The sequence below is a fragment of the Actinoallomurus acanthiterrae genome (assembly GCF_054775715.1).
This window is the reverse complement of the sequence record NZ_BAAHCO010000001.1, coordinates 6830286-6856377: the sequence shown is the minus strand read 5'-3', so window position 1 is coordinate 6856377 and position 26092 is coordinate 6830286. Positions and strand designations below refer to the sequence as shown.

General features: G+C 66.2%; 25 protein-coding genes and 2 pseudogenes. 14 read left to right on the top strand and 13 right to left on the bottom strand.

The annotated features are described in order from the left end of the window. The first annotated feature begins 51 nt into the window (after window positions 1–51). The 3 genes and pseudogenes from ACYVF7_RS32170 (at window position 52) to ACYVF7_RS32160 (ending at window position 4094) form a co-directional block, all read left to right on the top strand. Window positions 52–2148, top strand: coding sequence for an ISAzo13 family transposase (locus ACYVF7_RS32170; protein WP_460348114.1), 2097 nt, complete (start codon window positions 52–54; stop codon window positions 2146–2148). Between the two features lie 7 nt (window positions 2149–2155). Further along, window positions 2156–2635: pseudogene (locus ACYVF7_RS32165) on the top strand (transposase); the annotation flags it as partial. A gap of 376 nt (window positions 2636–3011) precedes the next feature. Further along, window positions 3012–4094, top strand: a complete 1083-nt coding sequence (locus ACYVF7_RS32160) for an IS110 family RNA-guided transposase (protein ID WP_460348009.1) — start codon at window positions 3012–3014, stop codon at window positions 4092–4094. 82 nt (window positions 4095–4176) lie between these two features. On the opposite strand, the gene ACYVF7_RS32155 is transcribed toward ACYVF7_RS32160, so the two are convergent. After that, window positions 4177–5154 (bottom strand): helix-turn-helix domain-containing protein, encoded by a 978-nt coding sequence (locus tag ACYVF7_RS32155; protein ID WP_460348112.1) that lies wholly within the window; start codon window positions 5152–5154, stop codon window positions 4177–4179. A gap of 106 nt (window positions 5155–5260) precedes the next feature. Here ACYVF7_RS32155 and ACYVF7_RS32150 point away from each other — a divergent pair, with 106 nt between their 5' ends. Then, window positions 5261–5737 carry a rhodanese-like domain-containing protein gene (locus tag ACYVF7_RS32150; RefSeq protein WP_460348110.1) on the top strand — a complete coding sequence of 159 codons (477 nt, stop codon included), beginning with the start codon at window positions 5261–5263 and terminating at the stop codon, window positions 5735–5737. A 229-nt stretch (window positions 5738–5966) separates the two neighbouring features. On the opposite strand, the gene ltrA is transcribed toward ACYVF7_RS32150, so the two are convergent. Both ltrA and ACYVF7_RS32140 read right to left on the bottom strand, forming a co-directional pair. Then, a complete protein-coding gene (ltrA, locus tag ACYVF7_RS32145; RefSeq protein ID WP_460348108.1) occupies window positions 5967–7388 on the bottom strand; it encodes a group II intron reverse transcriptase/maturase in 1422 nt (473 codons plus the stop codon). A 420-nt stretch (window positions 7389–7808) separates the two neighbouring features. Then, window positions 7809–8971, bottom strand: a protein-coding gene (locus tag ACYVF7_RS32140; RefSeq protein ID WP_460348106.1) for an IS3 family transposase whose coding sequence is annotated in 2 segments (ribosomal slippage) — window positions 7809–8683 and window positions 8683–8971 — 1164 coding nt in all. Because the reading frame shifts where the segments join, the coding sequence is not laid out codon by codon here. 494 nt (window positions 8972–9465) lie between these two features. Between ACYVF7_RS32140 and ACYVF7_RS32135 the strand changes: the two genes are divergently transcribed. Together ACYVF7_RS32135 and ACYVF7_RS32130 are read left to right on the top strand one after the other, a co-directional pair. After that, on the top strand, window positions 9466–9873 hold the full coding sequence (locus ACYVF7_RS32135) for a transposase family protein (protein WP_460348104.1): 408 nt from the start codon (window positions 9466–9468) through the stop codon (window positions 9871–9873). A gap of 5 nt (window positions 9874–9878) precedes the next feature. Next, a complete protein-coding gene (locus ACYVF7_RS32130) occupies window positions 9879–10988 on the top strand; it encodes an ISL3 family transposase (RefSeq protein ID WP_460348102.1) in 1110 nt (369 codons plus the stop codon). A gap of 224 nt (window positions 10989–11212) precedes the next feature. Here the strand turns inward: ACYVF7_RS32130 and ACYVF7_RS32125 are convergent. Continuing rightward, a pseudogene (locus ACYVF7_RS32125) lies at window positions 11213–11683 on the bottom strand (transposase); the annotation flags it as partial. A gap of 17 nt (window positions 11684–11700) precedes the next feature. Here ACYVF7_RS32125 and ACYVF7_RS32120 point away from each other — a divergent pair. Further along, window positions 11701–12240, top strand: a complete 540-nt coding sequence (locus ACYVF7_RS32120; protein ID WP_460358647.1) for a MarR family winged helix-turn-helix transcriptional regulator — start codon at window positions 11701–11703, stop codon at window positions 12238–12240. A 34-nt stretch (window positions 12241–12274) separates the two neighbouring features. On the opposite strand, the gene ACYVF7_RS32115 is transcribed toward ACYVF7_RS32120, so the two are convergent. Continuing rightward, window positions 12275–13144 (bottom strand): LysR family transcriptional regulator, encoded by an 870-nt coding sequence (locus tag ACYVF7_RS32115; RefSeq protein ID WP_460348100.1) that lies wholly within the window; start codon window positions 13142–13144, stop codon window positions 12275–12277. Window positions 13145–13224: 80 nt separating this feature from the next. Here ACYVF7_RS32115 and ACYVF7_RS32110 point away from each other — a divergent pair, with 80 nt between their 5' ends. Further along, complete coding sequence (locus ACYVF7_RS32110) at window positions 13225–14124, top strand: zinc-binding dehydrogenase (protein ID WP_460348098.1); 900 nt, start codon at window positions 13225–13227, stop codon at window positions 14122–14124. A gap of 310 nt (window positions 14125–14434) precedes the next feature. Next, entirely contained in the window at window positions 14435–15490 is a 1056-nt protein-coding gene (locus tag ACYVF7_RS32105) for an IS110 family transposase (RefSeq protein ID WP_460348096.1), read from the top strand. 637 nt (window positions 15491–16127) lie between these two features. On the opposite strand, the gene ACYVF7_RS32100 is transcribed toward ACYVF7_RS32105, so the two are convergent. Continuing rightward, window positions 16128–16541: a MarR family winged helix-turn-helix transcriptional regulator gene (locus tag ACYVF7_RS32100; RefSeq protein ID WP_460348094.1), complete on the bottom strand. Its 414-nt coding sequence runs from the start codon at window positions 16539–16541 to the stop codon at window positions 16128–16130. A gap of 110 nt (window positions 16542–16651) precedes the next feature. Here ACYVF7_RS32100 and ACYVF7_RS32095 point away from each other — a divergent pair, with 110 nt between their 5' ends. Together ACYVF7_RS32095 and ACYVF7_RS32090 are read left to right on the top strand one after the other, a co-directional pair. Continuing rightward, the gene (locus ACYVF7_RS32095) at window positions 16652–17839 is read left to right on the top strand and encodes an alpha/beta fold hydrolase (RefSeq protein WP_460348092.1); all 1188 of its coding nucleotides are present in this window, start codon (window positions 16652–16654) and stop codon (window positions 17837–17839) included. 14 nt (window positions 17840–17853) lie between these two features. Continuing rightward, window positions 17854–18888, top strand: a complete 1035-nt coding sequence (locus tag ACYVF7_RS32090) for a zinc-binding dehydrogenase (protein ID WP_460348090.1) — start codon at window positions 17854–17856, stop codon at window positions 18886–18888. Window positions 18889–18952: 64 nt separating this feature from the next. On the opposite strand, the gene ACYVF7_RS32085 is transcribed toward ACYVF7_RS32090, so the two are convergent. Further along, window positions 18953–19387: a winged helix-turn-helix transcriptional regulator gene (locus tag ACYVF7_RS32085; RefSeq protein WP_460358211.1), complete on the bottom strand. Its 435-nt coding sequence runs from the start codon at window positions 19385–19387 to the stop codon at window positions 18953–18955. A gap of 112 nt (window positions 19388–19499) precedes the next feature. On the opposite strand from ACYVF7_RS32085, the gene ACYVF7_RS32080 reads away from it, so the two are divergent. Both ACYVF7_RS32080 and ACYVF7_RS32075 read left to right on the top strand, forming a co-directional pair. Beyond that, window positions 19500–20477, top strand: a complete 978-nt coding sequence (locus ACYVF7_RS32080; protein ID WP_460348088.1) for an NAD(P)H-binding protein — start codon at window positions 19500–19502, stop codon at window positions 20475–20477. Between the two features lie 349 nt (window positions 20478–20826). Next, window positions 20827–21693, top strand: a complete 867-nt coding sequence (locus ACYVF7_RS32075) for an SAM-dependent methyltransferase (RefSeq protein WP_460348086.1) — start codon at window positions 20827–20829, stop codon at window positions 21691–21693. Between the two features lie 208 nt (window positions 21694–21901). Here the strand turns inward: ACYVF7_RS32075 and ACYVF7_RS32070 are convergent, their stop codons facing one another. The 5 genes from ACYVF7_RS32070 to ACYVF7_RS32050 all read right to left on the bottom strand — a co-directional run bounded on the left by ACYVF7_RS32070 (window position 21902) and on the right by ACYVF7_RS32050 (window position 25649). After that, window positions 21902–23131, bottom strand: a complete 1230-nt coding sequence (locus ACYVF7_RS32070) for an IS110 family RNA-guided transposase (protein WP_460348082.1) — start codon at window positions 23129–23131, stop codon at window positions 21902–21904. 1043 nt (window positions 23132–24174) lie between these two features. Continuing rightward, window positions 24175–24765 carry an amidohydrolase family protein gene (locus ACYVF7_RS32065; protein ID WP_460348080.1) on the bottom strand — a complete coding sequence of 197 codons (591 nt, stop codon included), beginning with the start codon at window positions 24763–24765 and terminating at the stop codon, window positions 24175–24177. Then, complete coding sequence (locus ACYVF7_RS32060; RefSeq protein WP_460348078.1) at window positions 24762–25172, bottom strand: amidohydrolase family protein; 411 nt, start codon at window positions 25170–25172, stop codon at window positions 24762–24764. The genes ACYVF7_RS32065 and ACYVF7_RS32060 overlap by 4 nt, the downstream gene beginning before the upstream one ends. A gap of 29 nt (window positions 25173–25201) precedes the next feature. Next, a complete protein-coding gene (locus ACYVF7_RS32055) occupies window positions 25202–25507 on the bottom strand; it encodes an SDR family NAD(P)-dependent oxidoreductase (RefSeq protein ID WP_460358208.1) in 306 nt (101 codons plus the stop codon). After that, window positions 25425–25649: an SDR family NAD(P)-dependent oxidoreductase gene (locus ACYVF7_RS32050; RefSeq protein WP_460348076.1), complete on the bottom strand. Its 225-nt coding sequence runs from the start codon at window positions 25647–25649 to the stop codon at window positions 25425–25427. Before ACYVF7_RS32050 ends, ACYVF7_RS32055 begins: the two co-directional genes overlap by 83 nt. Here ACYVF7_RS32050 and ACYVF7_RS32045 point away from each other — a divergent pair. Continuing rightward, complete coding sequence (locus ACYVF7_RS32045; RefSeq protein ID WP_460358645.1) at window positions 25588–25746, top strand: hypothetical protein; 159 nt, start codon at window positions 25588–25590, stop codon at window positions 25744–25746. The two genes, ACYVF7_RS32050 and ACYVF7_RS32045, sit on opposite strands and share 62 nt — an antisense overlap. On the opposite strand, the gene ACYVF7_RS32040 is transcribed toward ACYVF7_RS32045, so the two are convergent. Continuing rightward, on the bottom strand, window positions 25736–25987 hold the full coding sequence (locus tag ACYVF7_RS32040) for a LysR family transcriptional regulator (RefSeq protein ID WP_460348074.1): 252 nt from the start codon (window positions 25985–25987) through the stop codon (window positions 25736–25738). The genes ACYVF7_RS32045 and ACYVF7_RS32040 overlap by 11 nt on opposite strands. Between the last annotated feature and the right edge of the window lie 105 nt (window positions 25988–26092).

Genomic DNA, 26092 nt, shown 5'->3' with positions numbered 1-26092 from the left:
GCTGTCAAGAAATAAGGCGTTGCTTTGTGATCTTGGGCTCGTTGGGATGGTATGGCCGTCTCCAGCGAGGTCCGCGAACAGCTCGCGCGGAAGTTCGAGGTGCTGTTGCCGCATCTGAACGAGCGTCAGCGGCGGTTGCTGTTGGCGGCCGAGGCCCGGCTGCTGGGGCACGGCGGCGTGCGCGCCGTCGCGACGATTGCCCGGGTCAGCGAAACGACCGTCCGCAAGGGAGTGTTCGAGCTCGAGGACGGCGAGGATCCGCTGCCGGACGGTCGTGTCAGATGCGTGGGCGGGGGACGCAAGAGCGCGGAGGAACAGGATCCGCAGTTGCTGCCTGCGCTGCTGGCACTGGTCGAGCCGGACGAGCGAGGTGATCCGGAGTCTCCGCTGCGGTGGACGACCAAGTCGCTGCGGAACTTGGCGGAGGAGCTGACCCGGCAGGGACATTCTGTCTCTGCACCCACGGTTGGTCGGCTGTTGCGGGAGTCGGGCTTCAGCCTTCAGGGCAACGTCAAGACCCTTGAGGGACGGCAGCATCCGGACCGGGACGCGCAGTTCCGATATATCAACGAGCAGGTCAAGGAGCATCAGGAGGCCGGGGAACCGGTCATCAGTGTCGATACCAAGAAGCGGGAGCAGCTCGGGCAACTGCCCAACGCGGGCCGCCAGTGGCGACCGAAGGGCGACCCGATCGAGGTCGAGGATCACAGTTTCTTCTTCACCGGCCCGCAGGTCGAGCAGGCCATTCCGTATGGGATCTACGACATCGCCGCCAATGCCGGCTGGGTCAACGTCGGGGTCGATCACGACACCGCGACGTTTGCGGTCGCTTCCATCCGCCGCTGGTGGCAGGCCCGTGGCCGGGAGGACTATCCGCAGGCGACCCGGCTGCTGATCACCGCGGACGCGGGCGGCTCCAACAGCTATCGCTATCGCGTCTGGAAGGCCGAGCTCGCCATCCTGGCCGCCGAGACCGGGCTGGCCATCACCGTCTGCCACTTCCCGCCTGGGACCTCCAAGTGGAACAAGATCGAGCACCGGTTGTTCGCCCACATCACATCGAACTGGCGGGGCAGGCCGCTGACCAGCCACCAGGTCGTCGTGAACAGCATCGCTTCGACGCAGACTCGCACAGGCCTGCGAGTGGAAGCCGAGCTGGACACCGGCACCTATCCCACTGGTGTGACCGTGAGCAAGGCGCATCTGGACGGGCTGCCGATCGAGCGGCACGATGATCACGGTGCCTGGAACTACACGATTCACCCGCGGCCGGCGGACGTCCCCTGCGCCGGCGCCCCGACTTCGGCGGCTGTGACGCGGTCCCGGGCACTGACACTTCTGGCCGACGTCCGGCTGACCGGACTGAGCAAACACGATCTCGATCAGCTGGCCGTTCAACTGGCGCCCGCCCAGGACGCGCTGGCTGAGCAGCACCGCTACCAAGAACGAGGCGGACGACGCCGCAAAGCCAAAGGCGATCACGGCCGCCCGCTACTCACCAACGCCGACCGTGTCCTGATCACCGTCATCTACCTGCGGCGCGTCTGCTCCCAAAAGGTTCTCTGCGAGCTGCTGTCGATCAACCCGACCTCGATCGGCAAAGCCATCGCCGACACCAGGATGGTCATGGAGCAGCACCGGGTCACCCTCACCTCCACCACCCTGTGCTTCTGCCGGGCCCAGGACCTGCTCGATCATCTGGCTCACGGCTCATCCCGCCACCGGACAGCACTACCCGACGAGCTTTCGCACCCCGACCTCACCGGCATGAGCCGTCAAGAACTCCACGGCCTCATCGAACGCCTCACGATCCCCTACGAAGCCGTGATCGAACGCCGACGGCACAAACAACGAGGGGGTGACCGTCTCCCAGGGACCCGCGGTGGCGTGTTCAGACAGAAGATCACCGACACCGACCGGATCCTCGCCGCCATCCTCTACCAGCGGAAACTCTGCACCCGCGAAGCCCTGGCGGACCTATTCCATATCAGCCGAAGGACCATCGGCTACGCCATCGCCGACGTCGTTCCACTTCTCGAACAACACGGCCCCACCATCAAGGCCGCCAACAGAAGATTCACCAGTGCTGCCGGCGTCCTGGCCTCTGTCGCTTCCAGCCCCCAGGATGCCGCCGAGCCAACATGTTGATTTTTAACGGCTTCATTACCTGCGGAACCTGCTGACCAAGGTGCCCAAGTCCGCCCAGCCATGGGTCGCGACCATGGTGCGGACCATCTTCGACCAGCCCGCCACCGAAGAAGTCGCCGCCCAGCACGCCCGCGTCGTCGACAGCCTGCAGGCCAAGTACCCCGACGCCGCCGCACACCTGGACGAAGCCCGCGATGACCTGCTGGCCTTCACCGGCTTCCCGCGCGAGATCTGGCGGCAGATCTGGTCGAACAATCCCCAGGAACGGTTGAACAAGGAGATCCGGCGGCGCACCGACGTGGTCGGGATCTTCCCCGACCGGGGCGCGATCATCCGCCTGGTGGGAGCGGTGCTGATGGAACAAACCGACGAATGGACCGAAGCCCGCCGCTACATGGGCCTGGAATTCCTCGCCAAATCCCGCCTGCGACTCCTCGCCGACGAAACGCCGACCGAGGACACCGCCACTCAAGCGATCACCGCTTAACCTGCAGAAACAGGATCACGCGAAGGCTGGCTCATACACCACCCGCGTGGACGTGACCGAAACCCCAGGTCGCGGCCGGTGGCCGAGTTTCCGGCACAGTGAGACTTAGGAGAGTAGGAACAGCAGCCCTTGCGGGTGAGATTGCAGGGGCAGGAGGTGCTGTTTTGAGGCTGACCCTTTTCGGCACTGGCCCCGTTCATCGGGTGCCTTATGTGGGATCTGTCGCCTCGATGAGCAGCGTCTTCGAAGGTGCGTGCCGGAGCGGTCTTGCGTGGCTTGATAGGAGCCTGTCTCACCTGGTCCCGTCACTGTGCTGCCCGCTCGGCCGCCCGGCACACACCGGCTGTCATTCTTCTACGAAGGCGCGGTGACCGGTATGGCCAAGAAGCCGAAACAACGACGGATCACCGGGGGCGTCGACACGCACAAGAACACCCACCATGCGGCAGTGGTGCTGATGAACGGCCGCCGGCTGGCCGATGCGCAGTTCCCCACCACCGCGGCCGGGTACCGGGCGCTGCTGGCGTGGATGCGCGGTTTCGGGCGGCTGCACGCGGTCGGGGTGGAAGGCACCGGCTCCTACGGGGCCGCGCTCGCCCGCCACCTGACCGGTAAGGGTGTGAAGGTGATCGAGGTCGACCGGCCTGACCGGCGGCAACGCCGGGCCAAGGGCAAGTCCGACCCGCTGGACGCCTATGCCGCCGCTGATGCGGTGCTGTCCGGCCGTGCCAGGACAGTGCCCAAGGCCGGCGATGGGATCAGCGAGTCGATCCGTGCCCTGCACACGGTGCGCTCGGGTGCGGTCAAGTCCCGCACCGCCTGCATCAACGAACTGCAGGCCCTGCTGGTCACCGCACCAGCGCAGCTACGCGAAGAACTCACCGGCCGCAAGGGCACCGAACTCATCCAGGCGTGCGCTTGCCTGCAGTGTCCTGGCCACCTGGCCGATCCGGACCAGGGCACCCGGTATGCGTTGCGCCGCCTGGCCGGCCGCTGGCACGACCTGAACGCCGAGATCACCGACCTCGACACCCAGCTCGCCGCCTTGGTCAAACAGGCCCGTCCCGATCTACTGGCGATCAAGGGGGTCGGCGTGGAAACCGCCGCCCAACTGCTATCCACCTGCGGCGACAACCCCGACCGGCTGTATTCCGAGGCCGCGTTCGCATCACTGTGCGGCGTCTCGCCCGTGCCGGCCTCCAGCGGCAAGACCACACGCCACCGCCTGAACCGCGGCGGCGACCGCCAGGCCAACAGAGCCCTGTACATCATCGCCGTCTCCCGCATGGCCCACGACGCCCGCACCCGCACCTACGTGGCTCGCCGCACCACTGAAGGACTGTCCAAAAAAGAGATCATCCACTGTCTCAAGCGGTACATCGCCCGCGAGCTCTACAAGATTCTGACCCACCCGAAAACCCAGACGGCTCCGGCAAAAGATCCTGCAAAAGCCGCTTGACGACCATAGGAGCATCCCACAGGGGCAAGGTGTTCGCGGCGTCCGATCCAACGCTGCAGGGGCCGCCACTTTTGGCTCCCACTCAGGCGGTGGTGCGGAAGGTGCGTCGGTAGGCCGAGGGCGGGGTCTTCATGACACGGGTGAAATGGTGCCGGAAGGTCACCGGGCTGTCGAAGCCGACGGCCGCGCCGATCTCTTCGATCGACATCGAGCTGTGTTCAAGCGGTGGCAGGCTGGCCATGATCCGTTGGGTGATGACCCACCGCAGCGGGCTGGTCCCGGTCTGCCGGTTGAAGTGCCGGATGAAGGTACGAGGCGCGAGGTGCGCCTGGCGGGCCATGTCGGCCACAGTGATCGGCTCGGCGAGATGTTCCAGTGCCCAGGCCATCGCGCGGGCCACACAGTCGTCGGCCGCCAGGTCACCCACAACGGCCTCCACGAACTGAGCCTGGCCGCCGTCTCGGTGCGGCGGTACGACCAGGCGTCGGGCCACTGAGTTGGCGATCCGGCCACCGTGGTCCTTGCGCACCAGGTGCAGGCACAGGTCGAGCCCGGCGGCGCTGCCCGCGCCGGTGAGGATGTCATCTCCGTCCACATACAGCACGTCGGGGTTCACCCGGATCTCCGGATGGCGCCGCTGCAGCAGCTCCGCGTACTGCCAGTGGGTCGTCGCCTCGCGGCCGTCCAGCAACCCGGCCGCGGCCAGCGCGAACGCACCCGAGCAGATCGACACAACCCGGGCGCCACGCTCGTGCGCCTCCCGCAGCGCGGCTACAAGCTCCGGCGGCACTTCACCCCCTACGTCCGGTACCGCGACGACCATCACGGTGTCGGCCCCCGCAAAGACGTCCAAGCCGTTCTGGGTGGTCATCATGAAACCCCCGACCGCTCGCATCGGCTCCCGCTCCAACGAGCAAACCCGAAGGTCATACCAGGGGATTTCGAGCTCGGGCCTTGGCAGTCCGAAGACCTCCACTACCGCGCCGAGCTCGAAGGGGGCCATGCCGTCAAAGGCCAACACCGAGACGGTGTGGTGCCTGCCAGGGGACGCGAGGAGCATGGCGAAATCTTAGCGGTATGCGGCACTCATGCCACTGTCCAGAATGCCGTTCCAGCAGCCAAGATCTTGGTGTTCGCAGGAAACACCCCGGTCACAGGAGTGAGAGATGACCACCACCGCCGCCCAGCCCCCCGCCACCGGGGTCCCCGCCGCCAATGCCGAGGCGCTGCAGCACTTCTCCGCCCGGCTGGCTTTCGAGACCGACGTGTCCGACGTCGCCGCGGACCTGGCGGCTGGGGCGCCGGGGATGGCGGTCGTCGACACACGGAGCCTCGAAAGCTGGAACCAGGGCCACGTCCCCGGCGCGATCCACCTGCCCACCTCACAGATCGCCAAGCAGGCCGCCGAGCTGATCGACCGGGACAAGACCGTGGTCGTCTACTGCTGGGGCCCGGGCTGCAACGGCGCTCAAAAAGCCGCTGTGGAGTTCGCCAGGCTCGGCTACATGGTCAAGGAGATGCTCGGCGGCTTTGAGTATTGGGCCCGGGAGGGCTTCGCAGTCGAAACCGGCATCGGCGCGATCACCCGCCGTTCCATCGACCCGCTGACCGCTCCCGTCTCCGGCATCTCCTGCGCCTGCTGAGCGGCCGCAACAGGGCACGGTATCGCGCACACATTCGTAAGATGTCGCGGAACTCACGCGCGTGCGCTCGTGTCGAGCGACCAAGGTACCGCTGGTCACGGCTGCTGCTGGTGAGGTCGAGCCGAGGCGCGGTATCGGATGATCCGTTTCCTCGGCTCGCCTCCCGAACCGGACGTGCGGCTTTCACCGCATCCGGCTCTCCGTAGATCCCGTGGTGGGGAGTGGTTCGTCATGCCGTGAGTGGCCAGGGTGAGGGAATGGCTGTTCCTCGGTAGCGGTATCGGGTGGTGCTGACCGTCGCCGGGTTGAACAGGGTCGTCTCACTGGTGGTTGGCCACCAGCCTCCTTGGCAGTATTGGCGTCGTAGCTGTCTCCACGTGGTGCGGCGGTGTTTGCGCCGTAGCCAGCCGAAGACCTGCCGCCAGAGCACGTGGCTGAGGTAGCCGAACGTGGCGCTGGAGACACCAGGCCGAAAGTAGGCCGTCCAGCCCCGGAGCATCTGATTGAGCCGATGCACCAGGTCGGAAAACGGCATGTTCACGTCCTTCCAGCACCAGTCTTTGACCTTTGCCGTGATGGCGGCCAGCGCCTTCTTCGACGGGTAGGTGTAGACGTAGTGCTGGTCTTTGGTTCCTCGCTTACGATGACGCTGGATACGCCATCCCAGGAAGTCCAGTCCCTGGCTGATGTGCACGACGTGGGTCTTGTCGGCCGCGAGCCGTAGCCCCAGCGGGGAGAGAATCCCCGCTATCTCCTCCAGCACGGCTTCGGCGTGCTGCCGTGTCCCGGAGACCACCACAACGAAGTCGTCCGCGTACCGGATCAGCCGGTAGTTGGCCAGCCCGTGGTGGCGACGCCGTCTCCTGCTGTTGTAGTCCCCGACCTGGGCGGCGAAATGCTCGTCCAGGACAGAGAGGGCCACGTTGGCCAGTAGCGGTGACAAGATCCCGCCTTGTGGGGTGCCGGTGTTGGTGTCCCTGCGCACGGCATCCTCCCCGAGGATCCCGGCTTTGAGGAACGCCTTGATCAGTGCGAGCACCCGCTTGTCGGAAATCCGTCGGCGAACCCGGTCCATCAGGGCCGGATGACTGATCTCGTCGAAGCAGGCCGCGATGTCGGCCTCCACCACCCATTCATAGGAGCGGGCGGTCAGGTATTGAACCTCCGACACCGCGTCGTGCGCGCGCCGGTTCGGGCGAAAGCCGTAGGAACACGGCTGGAAATCCGCTTCGAAGATCGGCTCCAGCACCAGTTTCAGGGATGCTTGGACCACCCGGTCGGCCACGGTCGGGATCCCCAACCGGCGACGCTTGGTCGTTCCCGGTTTGGGGATCAACCGCTCGCGGACCGGCAGCGGGCGAAATACTCCGCCCTTCAGGGCGGCCCGTAGCCCGGCCAAGAACTCCTCCACGCCGATACGAGCCTGGATGGAGACGACGGTTTGGCCGTCGGATCCGGCCGTGCGTGCTCCCTTGTTACCCCGCACTCGATCCCAGCCCACCAACAGGAAGGCGGGGTCACACACCAGGTTGAACAGGTCGTTGAACCGGCGACCGGAACTGTCGGTCGCCCAACGGTGCAGTTTGGTCTGGATCTCCAGTACCTGGCGCTCGGCCCCGAGCAGGGCCGCCTCCAGTTCGTCGATATTCACCGACGCGCTCCCGGCATTCCAGCATCCTTCCCTGCGGATCTACTGGTCTCCTTCGCCATGTGGGCGGCTTTCCCGCCCTCGGACTACTACGAGACCTCCGTCCCGTCCCACGGCCGTCAGTCGGCGACGGACCTGCTCCGGTCTCGGCCTGGCGGACCGAAACACAAGAGCGACCGCGGACGGTTCCCACGTTCACTGCATGATCGATCGACGAGCGAGGCGCCCAGCTCATGCCCCGACAGCATCGCCACGCCTACGCCGCAGGCTTTCAGCGTGGCCTTCTCACCGGCGCTGTCGACCGGCTTCGAAGTTGACCACCCAGGTGATGACCTGAGATGGCCACGCGCTGCACACCGGCCCACATCCACCAGGTTCGAGCCGGCATGAGCTTCCCCCGTTGCACGGACACCTGCTGTGAGGTCACCCGGTGGTGTCTGAGGGCTGGTAGAGCCCTTCGAACGTGACGGGGCTATGCATTCCGATACTGGAATGGCGCCTGTATGGATTGTACCAGCATTCGATCCATTCGAAGACCGCGTTGGCGAGTTCTTCGCGTGTTTTCCAGGTGCGGGTGTCGAGCAGTTCCAGCTGCATCGTTCCCCAAAAAGATTCCATCATGGCGTTGTCATAGCAATCACCGACGGTGCCCATGGAGCCGAGCAGGCCGGCGTCGCGGAGACGTTTCCCGAAGACCCAGGACGTATATTGCGTTCCATGGTCCGAATGCAAAATGGTTGAATGCTCGGCCGGGTTCCGGCGAGCGACCGCCATCGCGAGCGCGCCCACGGCCAGGTCAGTATCCTGCCGGGCGTCGATCGACCAGCCGATGACGCGCCGTGAATAGGCGTCCATGACGGCGGCGCAATACAGTTTTCCTTCGTTTGTCGGGTGTTCGGTGATGTCGGTCAGCCACAGGCGGTCTGGAGCATCGACGTCGAACCGGCGCTGCACCAGGTCCTCCTCGGTCGCGGCGTTCACCAGGTTCGGGCGGCCTCGGCGCCGGTAGACGCCCTGCAGGCCGGCCTCGCGCATGAGGCGTTCGACCCGCTTGCGGTTGACCTTCTCGCCCAGGCCGATCCTCAGCTCGGCGTGGACGCGCGGCGATCCGTAGCTGCCGCGGGATTCGGCATGAATCACGCGAATCATCTTGGTGAGTTCTTTGTTGCGGAGTTGACGCGGCGACTCGGGCCGGCCGAGCCAGTCGTAATATCCCGACTTCGAAACATTCAGCACTCGGCAGGTCACCGCGACCGGGATACCGTCGGCGGCGAGTTCACGGACCAGCGAGTAGATTACTTTGGGAGTACGTTCTCCCGGGCGAAGTACGCCGCCGCACGCTTGAGGATGTCATTCTCCATCTCAAGCTGCTTGTTGCGGCGTCGCAGCTCCGCCAGTTCCTTCTTCTCCGCGCTGCTCAGCCGCTCGGTGCCACCGTTTTCATCGGCGTCGGCCTGGCTCATCCAATTTTGCAGGCACGACCAGCTGATCCCCAGATCTTTCGCAAGCTGCTGCAGGGGTTTGTCGCCCTGACGCGCCAGCTCGACCGCGCGACGCCGGAACTCCGGAGGGTGTGGTGCGGGCATGCGGGACATCCTTCCTGATGATCATAGGTGACCTCAGGTCAGGTGTCCGGCGAACGGGGGGAAGCTCAGTGTTGTCTTTAGCGTCGGTCATAGTGATCCTTCCCGGCCGGAGCGTCAGCCTGCCGGGTCACCAGCCCGCCCACGATCTTTCAGACAGTCCCGACACTCCCGGCCCCTTGGGGCGGGCTGGAAGGGACTGTCCGGATTTTCTTTCAGACAGTCCCGGCTGGAACTGAGGCGCGCTGAATCCGCCCACGCGCTGGCCGTCGGCGCGTAGGCATGCCGCCATACCGGTGACGCGGCCGCGGCCAGCCAGCGACCGAGCCGGTGATGAGCCCCGGCTTTTCGTGGTGTCGGCTTACTGCATCCTCAAGTCGGTCGGGTGTCGGATAGATCCTTCGTGCTCGATCGTGTCAACGACGCTCGAATTCTGGCTCTGGCACGTATTTGATGATCTTGCCGACGGTGCCAGTGGCAGTTGGTGATCATGGTCGGTGTCGATCAGCGGATTGCTCACGATCTTGTTCCCGCACCTGGCCCGTCTGCGCATCACCCGGGTGTTTCAGACCGGACGGTCGGTGCGCATCCAGGCCAGTACCCATGACCCGCAGGCCGCCTGTCCGGCCTGCAGTGTTCACGCCCAGCGGGTGCATAGCCGGTATGAGCGGCGAGTGTCCGACACCGCTGTGTCGGGCCGTGAGTTGCTGATCCAGCTGGGCGTCCGGCGGTTCTTCTGCGACAACGCGGCGTGTCCGAAGAAGATCTTCAGCGAACAGGTGCCCGGCCTGACCGTCCGCTACGGGCGCCGCAGCATCGGCCTGGGGCAGACGTTGCGCGCGGTCGCGCTGGCGTTGGGCGGCCGGGCGGGAGCACGGCTAGCCGGCGGCTGGCCGCCGCGGTGAGCCGGATGACGCTGCTGCGGCTCATCCGTGCGATGCCCGACCCGGCACCGGGCGGGCCGGTACGGGTGCTGGGCGTCGATGACTTCGCCCTGCGCCGCGGTCACGTCTACGGCACCGTGCTGATCGACATCACGACCAGCCGGCCGGTCGATGTGCTCCCGGACCGATCCGCCGACGCGTTGGCCGCCTGGCTGGCCACCCATCCCGGCGTCGAGGTGATCTGCCGGGACCGGGCGGGCAGCTACTCCGACGGCGCCGCCCGAGGCGCACCCGAAGCGATCCAGGTCGCCGACCGATTCCACCTGTGGAAGAACCTCGGCGAGGCCGTCGAACGCGTCGTCGCCAAGCACCGCACCTGCCTGAACGCCGCCACCATCACGCCCAGCGTGACGGTGCCGCCATCACCGGAACCTGAGCCCGCGGCACGGACGGGCCGGCTGGCCGAGCGCACCCGTGAGCGTCACGCAGCCGTCCATGCCCTGCTCGCCCAACGCCTCAGCCTGCACGACATCGCGGCCGAGCTTGCCTTGAGCCGCAACACCGTCCGGCGGTTCGCCCGCGCCACCTCGGCCGAGGAACTGCTGGTCAACGACGGCACCGGCCGTCGCGCCAAACTTCTGGACGCCCACGCGGACTATCTGCGCCAGCGGTGGAGCCAAGGGTGCAGCGACGCAGCCCGCCTGTGGGAAGAACTCCGCGAGCGCGGCTATCGCGGCAGCTACGCCAGCGTCCGCGACCACGTCCGCCCGTTCCGGACCGGCACCATCCCTCCCACACCGGCACCGGCGCCGCCGAAGGTCCGGCAGGTCACCGGCTGGATCATGCGCAACCCCGCCAACCTGGACGCCGAGGACACCGAGCGGCTCGACGCCGTCCTGGCCGGCTGCCCCGAGCTGAGTGCGCTGCGCGGCCATGTCCGTGACTTCGCCCAGATGATGCTCCAGCGCCGCGGACAGCACCTGGAGGAGTGGATGGCCGCCGCCTGCGCCGACGACCTACCTGATCTACACTCCTTCGTCACCGGCCTGCGCCGCGACCTGGATGCCGTCACCGCCGGCCTGACCCTGCCCCATGGCCTGGGAAGGTCGAAGGGCACGTCAACCGCATCAAGATGATCAAACGACAGATGTACGGACGCGCCAAACCCGACCTGCTCCGCAAGCGCATCCTGCTCACCGACTGAAGCCGCCACCGGCCACCTCATCAAACACGTGCCAGAGCCAGAATTCGAGTGTCGTTGACACCAGGAGCCACGGGCCGTTCGTTAAGGGCTGTCGCTGACCTGCAGGGGAGCGCCTGATCAGCTGGCAGCGGCCCGTGGCGGCCGCCGGGCCAACGCTCACGCGACAGACCGGCCGGCTGTAGCAGTCCCCGCCGTATCCGCGGCGATGTGCCGTTCGAGTGAGGCGCGGAGCCGCCCGAGGTGCATGAAGCCGTTGACGCGGCCGAACTGCTTGGCGGCTTCGTTCATGGCGGCGGCGCACCAGCGCAGGGCCATCCGCCCGTCGCGCCAGTTGGTGACGTTGGCGGAGTGGTCGCGGCAGATGACGATCACCGACTCGATCGGGCTGGTCGAGCGGAGCGTGCGGGCCAGGGCCGGCGGGACGTCCATCTGCAGGATGGTCAGCGTTTCGGTCATACCTTCGCGCAGCGACGGCGCCGCGCCCGGGTGCTTCTTGTCGAGCTCGGCGGCCAGCGCCGTGAGCTTGGCCTCGGCCTCCGGCGCGGAGTCGGCATGGTAGGCCTCGCGCATCCGCCGCTCGACCAAGGTGCGCAGCTACTCGGGCAGCTTGTCCTTGACGTTGCGGATGGGCCATGGTGGTGTCGATGCAGATGACCAAGGTCCGCGTCGATCGCCTTGTCGCTGAGCTTCCGGCTCAGGTGTGGGAGCGGTTGAGCTGCGGTGATGGCGTTCGCGGGCAGAGGATCTATGACTGGGCTGCGATCGATATTTGTCCATTGTGCCGTCCGGATTGGGGTCACTGGCTGCTGGCTCGGCGCTCGATCAGTGAGCCTGGCGAGATCGCTTACTACGTTTGTTTCGGGCCGGACGGCACCATGATCGGGGATCTGGTGCGCGTCGCTGGTACGCGCTGGGCGACCGAGGAGTCCTTCCAGACTGCGAAGAACGAGACGGCCGCGACCCTGAAGACCCTCGAGGCCAAGGGGCTGGTCATGCGCGAGCAGGACGACTGGAACCGCAACTCGCGGCCCACCCGGCTCACCGCCGACGGTGCGCAGCTCGTCGCAGAAGCCGACGCCACAGCAGGGGTCGTGGAGCAGCGCATGCACGACGCACTCGATAGCGACGAACGCGCAACTCTACGGCGCCTGCTCGCGAAGTGCCGCGAGGCCGCAGGCGCCTAACAGAGCTCGGAACGGGGACTGCGCAAGCTCCGAGTCAACTAATGTCCCCGGTCAGTACATCTAGGAGAAGACGCAGTGCGGGGCCAGGTGGGTCCGGTATGACGGCGAGTGAGGTAACCACGCTGGGCCGGGCGAGCGGCCGTACGGCGACCCGTCGATAGGAGACGAGGTGCGCGGCCGCCCGGTAGAGAACGGTCCAGGAAGCGACGCCGGTGCCGATCTCGGCCATGGTGTCTTGAAGGTTGGTGAACGGGGTTCCAGGCATGGGTTCGAAACCGGCGTCCCGGCAGGCCCTCATGAGCAGGTCGTGTAGCGGCGGGTTGTCCGCACGGGGGGCCAGCCGGAGCGGAATCTCGGCCAGGTCTTCCAGCGCAATGATCGGTTTCGCGGCCAGCGGGTGTTCAGCGGGCAGCGCGACCACGAGCGGGTCGTTCCACACTGGCAGCAGCTCCAGTCCTGGCGCGCTGTCCAGCGCTCGAACGAAAGCGGCGTCTAGCCGTCCAGACCGCAGGGCCGCCAGGCGCTCGGCTAGTGGTATCGCGCTGAGCCGAACCGTCAATCGGGGGGCCAGGTCCCGCAGTATGAACTCCAGCCGGTCGCCGAGGCCCTGGCTGGTGCCCAGGCGCAGGATCCCTTCGGTGCCCGCTGCGATGTCGTCGGCGACCTGACGGATCCGATGCTCCTTCGCAAGCAGAGCCCGTGCCTCGGGAAGCAGCCGTTCGGCGGCGCCCGTCAAACGGATCCGACGAGACGACCGATCGAACAGGCGGACGCCGAGTTCGCGTTCCAGCCGAGCGATCTGTTGGCTCACCGCCGGCTGGACGATGTGCAGGCGTTCGGCGGCAAGGGCGAAACCGCCCTCCTCGGCGACCGCGACAAAGTACCGAAGCTGCCGTATCTCCATTGGTCCTATAACGATCGGTGATAGGTCAACATGGGAAGCGCATCTGGTTCCCGGCTTGTTCCCGCGATGGACTGGCCCGCATGAAGACAGTGATCAATACCCCGAACGGAGCGGTCATCGGCACGGCGGACGAGCCGGTCGCCGCGGCGGGCGAAGCACTCATCGCCGTGCGGGCGTTCTCGGTCAACCGTGGTGAGCTGGCCCTGCTGGAGGCACGCACGTCGAACTGGCGTCCGGGACAGGACGTCGCGGGTGTCGTGCTCGAGGCGGCCGCCGACGGTACGGGACCAACCCCCGGAGCCCGCGTAGCCGCTCTTGTGGAAGGGGCGGGCTGGGCGGAACGCGTCGCGGTGCCGACAGATCGGCTCGTGGAACTGCCGCCGGAGGTCAGCGTGGAACAGGGTGCAGCGCTGCCCTTGGCCGGCCTTACTGCACTGCGAACCCTTCGTCTGGGCGGTAATCTGCTCGGCCGCCGTGTCCTGATCACCGGCGCCAATGGGGGAGTGGGCCGATTCCAGGTCGAGCTGGCCGCCGCGGCGGGCGCGATCGTGACCGCCGTCGCCCGGCAGGAACGGGACCTGCTCGCCCTCGGCGCGCACGACGTCGTGCCCGATCCTGCTGAGGCCACCGGCCCTTATGATCTGGTCGTCGAATCGGTCGGCGGCGCTTCGCTAGCCTCCGCTGTAAAGTTGACCGCGCCTGGAGCCACCATCGCCCTCATCGGTTCCAGTAGCGGTGAGAAGACACCGATCAGCATCTACGACTTCATCGGCGGGCACGAAGGCGTACGGATCGTCAGCTACTTCTCGTACGCCTACCCCGAGCCGCCCGCTGCGGATCTTCGGACCCTCGTCGGGCTGGTCGCCGCCGACCGCCTGCACCCCACGCTCGGCCGCGTCGAGGACTGGACCAAGCTGAACGAGGCGCTCACCGCCCTGCGCGATCGTCGCGTCGACGGCAAGGTCGTGCTCACCGTCTAAGCTCACCGCGGTCATGTCCTGCCGGGGGCTCGCACCAGGACGCGCGCCCCCGGCACCTCTCTGATCGCGCCCACCGGTCGCCGGCGAGTCGATGTCTCATGCTCACAAGACATCGACTTCTCATGCCCAGGCAGGGGGCCCGCAGCGGACGTGGACCGGCCCGACTTCGTCGAGATCGCGGGCTGAGCCAGCCGCAGGGCACACCGCCCCTACCACCCTGGCGCAGAGCCCCCAGGTAAACAGCAGTACCCGCGGCCAGGCTCGGACGGCGAACCGCTGATCGGAATCGAGCCACCGAACGCTCATCAGCTTGCGGTGTGGCCCACCATCCGCTATCGCCAGCGACGACATCGTTAAAGGAGACCCGTTGAAGATCACATGCGGGATCGACTGGAACGACAAGCACCACGACGTCGCGCTCGTCGACGCCGACGGTGACCTCCTAGCCCGCCGCCGCATCAGTGACGATCTGGCCGGCTGGCGGACGCTGCTCGAGCTGTTCGCCGACTACGGTGACAAGCCTGAAGCACTGATCCCGGTCGCGCTCGAGACTAGCCGCAGCCTGCTGGCCGCCTGCCTGCGCGCCACCGGCCGCAAGGTGTACGCGATCAACCCGCTCGCTGCGGCCCGCTACCGCGAACGGCACGCCGTCGCGCGGCCTAAGATCGATCACGCCGATGCTTTGACCTTGGCAAATATCCTGCGCGTCGACACCGCCCACCACCGGCCGCTGCCGGATGACTCCGAGCTGGTGCAGGCGATCGCGGTCCTGGCCCGTGCTCAGCAAGAAGCCACCTGGAACCGCCAGCAGCTCGCCGACCAGCTCCGGTCCCTGCTGCGCGAATATTTCCCGGCTGCGCTGAAGGCCTTCCAGGTCAAGAATATCGGGCTGACCTCCCGTGAGGCCCGCGCCGTGCTCCAGGCCGCCCCCACTCCCGCTGCGGCCGCCAGGCTCACCAAGGCCCGGCTCCAGTCGCTCCTGCGCTACGCCGGCCGTCAGCGCAATATCGAGGCCTGGGCCGACCGGCTGTACGCCCTGTTCCGCGAAGAACAACTCCGGCAGCTTACGCTGATCGAAGAAGCCTTCGGCCACCAGGTCCACGCCCTGGTGCTGCAACTGGATGCCGCCTGCCAAGCCGCCGACCAGCTCGCCGAAGCCGCCCGCGAAGCCTTCCACCAGCACCCCGACGCGGCCACCATCACCAGCGTCCCTGGCCTGGCCGACCTGACCGGCGCCCGCCTCCTGGCCGAACGCGGTGACGACCGCACCAGGTTCTCCGACGCCTGCGACTCAAGGCCTACGCCGTGTCAGCACTCATCAGCCGCGCCTCAGGACGCAGCAACATCGCCGCTCACCGCAGAGTGACGAACCATCATTGATCGGGGAAATCACCCTGGACGATTGTGGCGAAGGGCGTCCTTGCCCGGAGAGATCTCCGCTCAGAGCCGGTGGATGTCGTACCCCTGAGCAGTGGGTCGGCCGGTCCGGCCCGGCGCGCTAGGTGCACACGAAGATCCCGGCTCCGCCTGGCCCCTTCGTCGAAGAGCCAGCATCTGCTGGCCCGCCATGGGCTTGCCATGCGTAAATGAGCGTGATGGTCAACGGCAGTCTGTCGGTGACCCCGAAAGGCTCGGTGCCTGGGACCGCAACGGTTACCGGGAGGGGACACCTACGCGGGCACGTTGGCTGTTGCTTTATTTCGGAGTGGCCTGACTCCAGGGTCGGCTGGGCCGGTCGAGTGGCGGATCCGGACAAATGGGCAGCTTTGCGGTCATAGAGGTGGCCGCGGTGGCCGGGATGCTGATACGTCGTCGGTTGGGGCACCGGCCCAGATCAGGTGGTGAGAGCGGCTGCGCGTCGGGCTGAATCCAGGCAGCAGAGCTTGACGAGGTTGAGGACCATGGCGGCGAAGGTGAGTTCGGCTTGGCAGGCGGGCAAGCCCCGGCGTGCGAAACGACATACGGCGGTGCGGTCCTTAAGGTGACCGGCGGGCTTGACGGAGTCAACGCTGGTCGACCAGGCGCTGCAGGATGACGGTGGCGGCGGCGAGGCCCTGCCCGTCCATCACCTGACGCCCCCAGTCGAGTAGCGGTCGCCGCACCTGCCGAATGTCGCTTTCCATGCGGCGTCCTCGATCTGTGAGGGCGACCTGGACCCGGCGCCCGTCGTCCGGCGACGCTCCGCGCCGTACGAGCCCAAGCGCCACAAGCCGATCGACTAGGCGGCTTGGATTGCCCGTTTCGGCGACGACACGTGCGCCGAGTTCCTTGAGTGAGAGTGGTCCGGCGGCGAGGACGAGTACTGCTTCAGCCTGCACGACCGTGATTCCCAACGGCCGCAGCGCGTCGCTGAACCGTCGGTTGATCTCCCGGTGAGCGGCCTTCACCGCGAGCACGAACTCCAGCACCTCGTCCATGAGGCCAGATTACTTGTATCCATGTCATGTCATGGATAATGTACGTCATGTCATGCATGACATGACGTAGTCCATGACGTGGCTTCGCGGAGGAGGCTGCATTGAGGCCCTTGACGTTCTCTCCCACGGCGACGTTCCACTTCGAGGCGATGCGAGCGTTGTGGTCGAGCCCGTTCGACGGCGCGGACTTCGGCGAGGTCAGTGCCGCGGTCTCGCGCGTCAGACCCGGTGACTTCGATTCCTGGTACGTGCAATGGTGGCAGTTGGCCACCCGTGTTCACGCTCGCGGCGAGCGGCTCAGTGACCCGGTGTCGAAGGGAAAAGCGTTCCTACGGGCCAGCAATTATGTGCGTACCGCCGAGTTCTACCTTGATTCGCGGGATCCGCGGCGCTCGTCGACGACCCAGGCGTCACGCCGTTGGTTCAACGCCGGCCTCCGGGCCCTCGGTGTGGACGCTACCCGCTCGCGGTTGCCGTATAACGATGCGCAGCTAGAAACGATCTTCCTTAGATCGCCCTGCGCGGCCGCCGGTGACGTTCTGGTGGTACACGGCGGGTTCGACTCAACCCCGGAGGAGCTGTACTTCACGATCGGAGCCGGCGCGTTGGAACGCGGCTTCCATGTCCTGATCTTTGAGGGGCCCGGGCAGGGCAACCTGTTGCGGGAGTTCGAGATGCCCTTCACTCCTGCGTGGGAGAAACCCGCCGCGACGGTCATCGATTCCCTCGGAGAACACTGTGATTCTGGCGCGATCATCGGCGTGGGCGTGAGCTTCGGCGGCCACCTGCTGGCCAGAGCGGCCTCGGTCGAGAAACGTTATGATGGAATTGTATTATTCGACTACTTTCCGAGCATGCTGGAGGCGTTCGCCTCCAAGATGCCCCGGCTCATGCGCGATCGAATCGAGCGCGCACCGCGATGGATGCAGGGGCTCATCAGGCTTCGCGCCCGCCGCGACGCCGAGTTGCGATGGGCATTGCAGAACGCGCACTGGACCTTCGGAACCTCCACGCTGCCCGACTTGATCGCCGAGCTGGGCCGGTACGACGATCGAGCGTGGACGGCGGACATCGGCGCCGACGTCCTGGTTCTCGTCGGCGAGGACGAACAGTTCTTCGACCCTCGACTCGCTCACGATTTCGCGAGGCGGCTGACGCGCGCGCGGTCGGTCACCGTCCAGGAGTTCACCAGCGTCGATGGCGGTGGCCTGCACTGCCGGAACGGTGCCATTCATCTGGCCCACGAAGTCATCTTCGACTGGGCAGGCGAAACGGTGCGGCGCGTACATTCACGATGACGAGGAATACCACCATGACATCTGTTGCGATACGCCATAAGAAAATCATCGTCGAGCGCTTCGGCGGGCCCGAACGACTCCGCCTCGCAGACGCCGTGACACCGCCGGCGCAAGAGGGCCACGCCCGAGTGAAGGTCTCCGCCGCGGGAGTGGGCTACACCGATGTCATGGCCCGGCGTGGTGAGTACTTGCTCCAGCGTCGGCGACCATTCACCCCCGGATATGAACTCGTCGGCGAAATCGTCGATTATCGAATCGAACCGGGACGTCCGGTACCATCATGGCTCGCTCCGGGCGCCCGAGTCGCCGCTTGCCTGCCCAGAATGGGCGCCTATACCGAATACCGCACCCTCCCGATCTCCGCATTGGTCCCCGTACCGGCAGAACTCGACGTCCGAATCGCCGCCGCCATCACACTGGACTGGCTGACAGCGGTCAGCCTGCTCGAACGGCATGCCCGAGTGAACCCGAAGGACGTCGTGCTGATCCACGGAGCGACCGGAGGCGTCGGCGACGCGCTTTGCCAACTTGGCGCCCGCCAGGGTCTGACCATGTACGGGACCGCGTCGCAGCGAAGTATCACGCGGCTTGAACGCTATGACCTGCTTCCCGTCGACTATCGCTCGGACCGTCTGGAGCCGACGATCCGCAGACGTCATCCCGACGGCGTGCACGCGGTGTTCGACCACATCGGTGGCTCAAGCATGCACACCAACCACCGTCTTCTCGCGCCTGGCGGAGTGCTGGTCAGCTACGCGTTCGCCGGTCGGCCTGGACGCGTTTTGGCCGACACGGTGCGTGGCGCCCTGCATAACAGAGTGCTGGCCCTGGCCCCTGGCAGGCGAACCGCGATCTGCTCATTGCCCAAGGAGATCAACTCAGATCCCTACTGGTATCGGGACAGCCTGAGTCGGCTGTTCGACCTGGCCCGCCGCCGAGAAATCCAGCCTGAAGTCGGTGCCGTCTTCCCGCTGTCCGAAGCGGCCTCCGCGCACGTAGCATTGGAACGACGGGAGATCAGCGGAAAAATCCTGCTCAGTGCACCGTAGTCGCCGAGTGTCGTGACGGCGAGTCGGGACTGTCGACATGGCCGACGCCCGGTCGCCGAAGTTTTCACGGTCCGGTGCCGGGACCTGGTGTGGCGGTGACTTCTGCTGCGTTCGGAGCGGTGCCGCAGTCGGCACAGTACAGTTTCTGGCAGACGTGGCCACCGCAACCATCGTGTCGGTAGAGGATCGGCGGACCCGACGGCGCTGCCCACCGGTCGCCCCACTCGGTCAGGGCGACGATCACTGACTGCAGGTCCAGCCCCTTGGTGGTGAGCCGGTAGTCCCGGCCCTCGATGGTCATGAGGCCGGCGGCGACGAAGCCGTCCAGCCGGTTGGCCAAAATGTTCGGCGCGATGCCGAGGATGCGCTGGAACTCGGTGAACCTGGTGGTGCCACGGAAGATCGCGTCCCTCATGATCAGCAGGCTCCAGCGTTCGCCGACCACCTCGAGGGCACGCGCGGCGGAGCAGTTCTGCCCCTCGTAGGTCTTACCAAGCACGGTCAACCCTTTCCTCGGTGGCTGCGGGCGGTCTCGTCACACTTGCATGATAGGAGCAGCTTGCGCTAGCGTCATGCAAGTAATTGGCAAGTGATCCGAAGGTGGGCGCAGCATGGGCAGCGTCGTTGTCGTCACCGGCGCGAGCGGGCACGTGGGAGGCCGGGTCGCGCGGGAGTTGCTGTCGGCCGGGCACGCCGTGCGGGCCGTCGCCCGGGACGCCGACCGGCTCGGTCACCTGGTGGAGGAAGGCGCCGATGCCCGGGTCGGCATGTTCCAGGACCCTGTTTTCCTCACCGACGTGATGCGCGGCGCCGACGCGGCGTTCGTGTTGACGCCGGCCGACCTGACCCGGCCGGATATCAACGCCGAGCAGCGACGCAACGTCCAAGCAATGGTCGGCGCGATCCGCGACTCCGGGATCCGTCACCTGGTGCTGCTCAGCAGCTGGGGTGCCGAGGATCCCGACGCGGCGGGCGGCATCGCCGCGTGCCGCTGGTTCGAGCAACAGCTCGACGAGATTGTGGGACTCAACGCCGTCTACCTGCGCCCTGTGTGGTTCATGGAGAACTTCCTGTGGAACATCGGTCTGATCAAGACGGCCGGGATCAACGGACTGGCGATCGATCCCGACGTCGCCTTTCCGACGGTCGCCACGTCGGACATCGCCTCCGTCGCCGCTGATTATCTGCGGGCACCGAACTTTCACGGCCGAATCGTCCGTTACCTTAACGGCCCACGCGACTACACGATGATCGAGGTGACCCGAATCCTCGGCGCCGCGATCGGCCGACCGGACCTGCGCTACGCGCCCCTCCCGGACGCCGTACAGCGCAAGGGGATGACCAGCGCCGGCGGGCTGTCGTCCAACGCCGCGCAACTCGCGCTGGAGACCAACCACGCCATCAGCACCGGCCGGCTGCACGCCGAGCCCCGCTCGCCACGCAACACCACAGCGACCACATTGGAAGAATTCGCACGCACGACATTCGCGCCCGCCTACCACGCCGCCCCGGACCCCTCACGGCGCGAACGGGCCGGCGGCCTGATCCTGCGCACCTACCTGACCGCCGTCGGACGCCGCCCCGTCTGACCTGGTCCCCGTCTGACGGCCTTGGGGACCCTCCATCGCGCACCGGGTCAGCGACGCTGGCGCCACGTGGCTGGCAGGGCGGTAAGCACGAAACATCGGCAGGGTGATCGCCGGACGCCCGCGCACCGTGTGGACCAGATGCCCTCCGCAGCGTCGGGCAATCCGGTGTGCGGCCCCGTCAGTCGAGGTGACCCGCCCAGTGCTCGGCACCCGGCCGGGGCGGCGATCGTGCGCATGTCGATACGCATCGCTGGCTGGATCAATAAGTCCGGTCGAGAACAAGCCGCTTCTGTCGATCTTCGAGGGATTGGCAAGAGGTAGCAGCGGATTGCCTGGAGAAAGGGATAGCGTGAATACGACTTCTTTGATCGAAACGGAAGTAGCGGTAGTGACGAACAACCAGGACTCAGGAGCGGCTTGGCATGGGCCGGTCGGCGAGAGGGCGTCGCAAGGGGTCGACTTCACGAAACCGAGCCCCGCCCGGATCTACGACGTCTTCCTCGGAGGAAAGGACAACTTCGCCGTCGACCGTGCCGCCGCAAGTGTTGCGCTTAAGGTTGGGCCCGACATCCCGCGTGCGGCGCGCGATAACCGCGCATTTTTGGCCCGGGCCGTGCAATTTGCAATTGCCTCTGGGATCCGACAATTCATTGATTTGGGCACCGGACTGCCCACTCAAGGGAACGTCCATGAGGTGGCACAGTCGCTCGATCCAGGCGCTCGCGTTATATACGTCGACAACGACCCTGTCGTGCTCGTACATGCGAGAGCGCTGCTCCGGTCGTCGAGGACGATCGATGTCATACAAGCAGACCTGCGCGAACCCACGGTTATCCTCAACCACCCGTCGACGCGCGCCCTGATCGATTTTAACGAGCCGGTGGCCGTACTAATGCTGGCCGTGCTAAATTTCGTCACCGACGAGGAGGCGCAGAACACCATCGGTGCCTTCCGTGAAGCCGTCCCTCAGGATAGTCTGTTGATTTTGTCGCACGGCACCGGGGAAGGACACCCGGAAATTCAAGGGCAGGCCGCACGGACGTGGGCGAATGCGACCAGCCAGATTCGGAGCCGTAGCAGGACGGATGTCGAGGCACTGTTCGCGGGCTTTGACCTCCTCGATCCTGGCGTCGTTTGGGTACCGCAGTGGCGCCCCGCCGTCGCCCACCCAAGTGACACGCGGTGGATGTATGCCGGCGTGGGGCGTAAGAACTGATCCTGTCAGCGGATCCAGCATTCCCAAACAACTGAAAATATTCTTCCTAAATGGTTAAGATGCGAAGATCTGATGTCCTCCGCTGCTCGACTGGAACGCGAACTCGGCGTCCGCCTGTTCGATCGGTCGTCTCGTCGGATCCTGTCGATCACGGGCTGGGTCGTTCGCGAGGCGGGCTGACCACCAAGACATCCGATGGTCGTAAGAGTCAAGCGGCGGTTTGGGCGGGGCTGGGGAATGCGGTGGCTTCGTCGTAGGTGAGGCCTTGTTGGATGCAGTGGTAGAGGCAGCCGAGGAAGCGATTGAACAGGTGGCGGAGGGCAGCGGTGTGTCGTTCGCCCTTGGCGCGGCAGCGATCGTAGTGGATGCGAACTCCGGGCGAGACGATCAGGGCTGAGAACGCCCAGGAGAAGCCGACGGAGGCGAGCCGGTCGTTCTTCACCCGGCGATAGGTGATGACCTGGCTCCGGCCGGATGCCCGGGTGACTGGGGCCGAGCCGGCGAAGGCTTTGAGGGCTCGCGCGTCGGCGAAGCGGTCGCGGTCATCGCCGATCTCGGCGAGGAGCCGGGCGCCGGTCTGTTCGCCAAGGCCTGGGAAGCTGGTGATGACATCGTGGTCGGGGTGCTGCTGGAAGGCTTCTTGAGTGGCGTCGGCGAGTTGGTCGACGCTGTCGCACTCGGCGTTCAGCGTGGCCAGCAGGCGCAGCGCCTGGACGCCCATGGCCTGTTCGACCAGTGGGTCTTGGCGCAGTTGCGGGCGACGCAGGATCTGTTGGAGTTCGGCGGCGAGCCTTTCAACGTCACGGATCCGGCCGGCGCGGCGCAGGGCAGTGATGATCCGGGTCTTGGAGAGCTTGGTGGCCGTTGCCGGGGTGGGTGCGAGCTGCAGGAGCGCGCGGGCGATCGGCGTGGTGAGGTTGCCGCTGCGGATGGCGGCGGCCTCGAGCATGGCGGGGTGATACTCACGCAGCAGGGATCGCAGCTCGTTGGAGGCGCGGGTGCGCCGCCAGGTGGCGTCCTGGCTGGCACGGGCCAGCACGGCGATGGAGCGCATCAGCTCGGTGTCGTCGGGCAGCAGCCGATGGACGTGCGCGTCGGTGCGCAGAATGTTGGCCAGCACCAGGGCATCGGTGTGGTCGGACTTCTTTCCCGAGGGTGAGTAGCGTTCGCGGTAGCGTGCGACGGCCATCGGGTTGATCGGGTAGATCTTGCGGCTGGTGGCGCGTAGCGCGGCGACCAGGAGGCCGCGGGGCGTCTCGATCGCGATCGGGATCGGGTCCTCGGCGGTGTCGCCGGCCTCGGCCAGCATCGTCAGCAGCTCGTTGAAGCCCTCGACGCTCTCGGTGATGCGGCGTTTGGCGACCAGGGCGCCGGCCTCGTCGACGAGCGCGATGTCGTGGTGCTTTTCGCTCCAGCCGATGCCACAGGTGATCTTCAAACTGGTGCTCCCGAGGAGGTTATTGTTCGTGCTGGTCACAGCCCTGGTGGAACCACACGGCGCCCTAATGGAAAGGCTCGCTGGCCTGACATCCGATGAGCCGTCCGTGATCCCAGCGACCGGCACGGTTCCCTGTCTTTGCCAAGAGCTCGAAGGCTCCGAATCGTCGAGGGAGTCTCCGTGCGGACGGGCTCGAACCACGGGCAAGATCCAACCGGATGAACATCAGCGGCCACCCGATCCCGGCCGGGCATTCACGCGCTCCAGGCCCCAGGGCTCAAGGAGCGGTAGGTCATGGAGAACCGGAGCCGTCTTGCAAGGGGCCGGCCAGGCTCGTCGGTCTTGGTAAAGAGATCGAGGTCCCGGATTCACCTCAGACTGTCGCCTGGTCGGCCCCTTCAAACCCCATTAGATTCACCTGGAGTGTGATCAGGGACAAAAGGTGTTTGACGGGCGCTGGCGAACGGCTGCCTCCCGAGGATCTGGCGGCGGCCACGAGGTCTCCGGATATGAGGTTCTTCTTGGCCGATGAAGCCTCTACCGGAGACCTCTTTGCTTAACGATCACGACACATCACACGGCGGACCTCGAAACACGGCCTAGACGGGTGTCCTCGGTCGCCCACCTGCCCAGGCTGTTCTGCCCGGAGGTATCTATCTTCCCAGAGCACTTCGTTGAGTGCCTGAGCGGCGCTGTGGCGACCGCCTGACAGGGTGAGTGAGAATCGGTCGTCGGTGAGCATCAGCCGCAGGGTGCTGCCGATCCAGTTGGCCATGGCCTCGAGACCCGCTTGTAGACCAGGTTCGCCATCCGGGGCTCCTTCCATGCGGAGGAACGGACCCTATCTGTCGTCAAACCCTGTCAGCAATCACCGTCGGATCTGATTGGATCGGCGCCGCCCCGGCGCCCCGGAATGTCCGGGTTCATTGGATGCCCGCTGCGCCTGTCGTCATTCGATCGTTTGCCGACAGGGGCCACACGACGTCCACGCCTCTATCGGCTGCGCAGGTCGCGGTCGCCTCGGGAATCCTGTGGTCGTCGGGTCAGCGGAGGTTGAAGATGCATTCGGCGGTTGCGTGGCTGATGCCTGCCCGTTGGGCGTCCGTAAGGGGCGCGTCGTGGAGGAACGCGATCGCGTCGTCGGTGTCTTCGTAGGGGGCGTCGATGGCGAACATGATGCGGTCCGCGCCGACGGTGGTGAGGGCGAGGTCGAGCACGGCGGGGTCGTCGATGCCGCTGGTGGTGAGGATGAAGTCGCGTCGGAAGTATTCGCTGGGAGTGAGCTGCAGCCGGGGTATGCCGTCGGTGGCGCCGAGCACGCGGCTGGCGTAGGCGTGGCGGTTGTCGATGCGTCGCAGCCGGTACGGGATGCCCTCGCCGAGGTGACCGAGCTCGATGGTGAGGTCCGGGTGACGGTCGACGGTACCGCCGAGGATGAGCCGCATGGCATGCAGGCCGGCCTCGGCCTGGTATCCCCAGATCGCGGCTTGCATGCCGTATGCGTTGTAGGGGGCGAGCATGCTCGGGAGACGCGGGTGCAGGTAGATCGGCGCCCGGTTGGCTTCGGTGGCTTCGAGGAGCGGGGCGAACTGAGGCTCGTCGAGGTAGTGGCCGTCGGTGTGGGAGTTGATCACGACGCCGTGCAGTCCGAGCGGCCCATGTTCCGTTCGAGCTCGGTCGCGGCGGCGTTCGGGTCCTGTGGTGCGACCGTGCCGAGCGCGCCGAAACGGTCCGGACGCGCTCGTACCAGGTCGGAGAGGGAATCGTTGACGGCCCGGGCGAGCGGGACGGCGTCGGCGGCGGGGTAGGGCTGGACGCCCGGCGGGTTGATGGCGAGGATCGCCAACGCCTGTCCGGCGGCGTCCATCGCCGCGATCCTCGCGTCGATGTCCGTCAGGGCTGTCCGGACCGGGCCCGGTCGCTCGACGATGCGCATGAGTCCGATCTCGGTGCCGTCGCCGGGGACGACGTTGAGGCGGTGAGCGGTATCCAGGAAGGCATCCGTGGCGATGTGCTCTTCGACGGCGATGATCCGCTGCATGTCCGATTTTCCTGTTCCTGTTCCTGCGGTCAGGCGCGGCGTCCGCCGTCGACCGACAGCGTGGTGCCGGTGACATAGGAGGACTCGTCTGAGCACAGCCAGATTGCAGCATCGGCGATCTCGTCCGGGGTGGCGAGACGGCCGAGCGGCGTGAGCGCCTCGTGCTGGGCGATCATGTCGGTGCCCTCGGTGACCTGGTCCAGTTTCGCGGTTCGGGTCATCCCGGGAGCGAGGGCATTGACACGGATGCCGTCAGGGGCGTAGTCGACGGCGGCGGCCTTCGTCAGCCCAATGACGCCGTGCTTGCCGGCCACGTACGCAGGAGACAACGGGATGGCGTTGCAGGCCGCCGCCGGAGGCGATGTTGGAGATCGCCCCGCCCCCTGCCCGGCGCAGCTCGGGGATGTCGTGCTTGATGCAGAAGAACGTGCGGGTCAGATTGATCCGCAGCACGTGCTCCCACTCCTGTGCCGTCATCTCGGTCAGTTCCTGCTACGAACGCAAACCCGAACAGTCCCTGACCTTCGCCGTCATCGCCGCCGCCCTCATCTGCCACCACCGCCTCACCAAATGAGACGACGTCTAAGGGCGATGCCGTCCTCGGCCTGCGCCAGTTCCCGGAGCGCGGCTTCGATGCGCGAGGCCAGGACCTGGCCGTATTGGTTGAGCCGGAGGCGGCGGTTGGGCCGGTCAAGGAGCTCCACGCCGTAGGCCTGTTCGATCCGCCTGATGGTCCGCGATAGCGTTGGTTGCGAGATGTTGAGCGTCGCCGCGGACCGTGAGATATTCTGCAATTCTGTGACGACGAGGAGCACGCGCAACTCGTCGATACCTACGTGACTCAATGCTTTTCTCGGTATTTGACAATATTCGTGTCGCAGCCATCGGTCGGATATGCTGATCTCGGCTGACGTCCGGAA

Bases quoted from the DNA above. Each gene is read 5' to 3' on its own strand.
- ACYVF7_RS32060 (WP_460348078.1), bottom strand. From the start codon at position 25,172: ATGCAGCGGATCATCGCCGTCGAAGAGCACATCGCCACGGATGCCTTC.
- ACYVF7_RS32130 (WP_460348102.1), top strand. From the start codon at position 9,879: ATGACGCTGCTGCGGCTCATCCGTGCGATGCCCGACCCGGCACCGGGC.
- ACYVF7_RS32080 (WP_460348088.1), top strand. From the start codon at position 19,500: ATGGGCAGCGTCGTTGTCGTCACCGGCGCGAGCGGGCACGTGGGAGGC.
- ACYVF7_RS32160 (WP_460348009.1), top strand. From the start codon at position 3,012: ATGGCCAAGAAGCCGAAACAACGACGGATCACCGGGGGCGTCGACACG.
- ACYVF7_RS32150 (WP_460348110.1), top strand. From the start codon at position 5,261: ATGACCACCACCGCCGCCCAGCCCCCCGCCACCGGGGTCCCCGCCGCC.
- ACYVF7_RS32110 (WP_460348098.1), top strand. From the start codon at position 13,225: ATGAAGACAGTGATCAATACCCCGAACGGAGCGGTCATCGGCACGGCG.
- ACYVF7_RS32120 (WP_460358647.1), top strand. From the start codon at position 11,701: ATGCAGATGACCAAGGTCCGCGTCGATCGCCTTGTCGCTGAGCTTCCG.
- ACYVF7_RS32090 (WP_460348090.1), top strand. From the start codon at position 17,854: ATGACATCTGTTGCGATACGCCATAAGAAAATCATCGTCGAGCGCTTC.
- ACYVF7_RS32050 (WP_460348076.1), bottom strand. From the start codon at position 25,649: ATGACGGCACAGGAGTGGGAGCACGTGCTGCGGATCAATCTGACCCGC.
- ACYVF7_RS32045 (WP_460358645.1), top strand. From the start codon at position 25,588: ATGCAGAAGAACGTGCGGGTCAGATTGATCCGCAGCACGTGCTCCCAC.
- ACYVF7_RS32155 (WP_460348112.1), bottom strand. From the start codon at position 5,154: ATGCTCCTCGCGTCCCCTGGCAGGCACCACACCGTCTCGGTGTTGGCC.
- ACYVF7_RS32100 (WP_460348094.1), bottom strand. From the start codon at position 16,541: ATGGACGAGGTGCTGGAGTTCGTGCTCGCGGTGAAGGCCGCTCACCGG.
- ACYVF7_RS32115 (WP_460348100.1), bottom strand. From the start codon at position 13,144: ATGGAGATACGGCAGCTTCGGTACTTTGTCGCGGTCGCCGAGGAGGGC.
- ACYVF7_RS32170 (WP_460348114.1), top strand. From the start codon at position 52: ATGGCCGTCTCCAGCGAGGTCCGCGAACAGCTCGCGCGGAAGTTCGAG.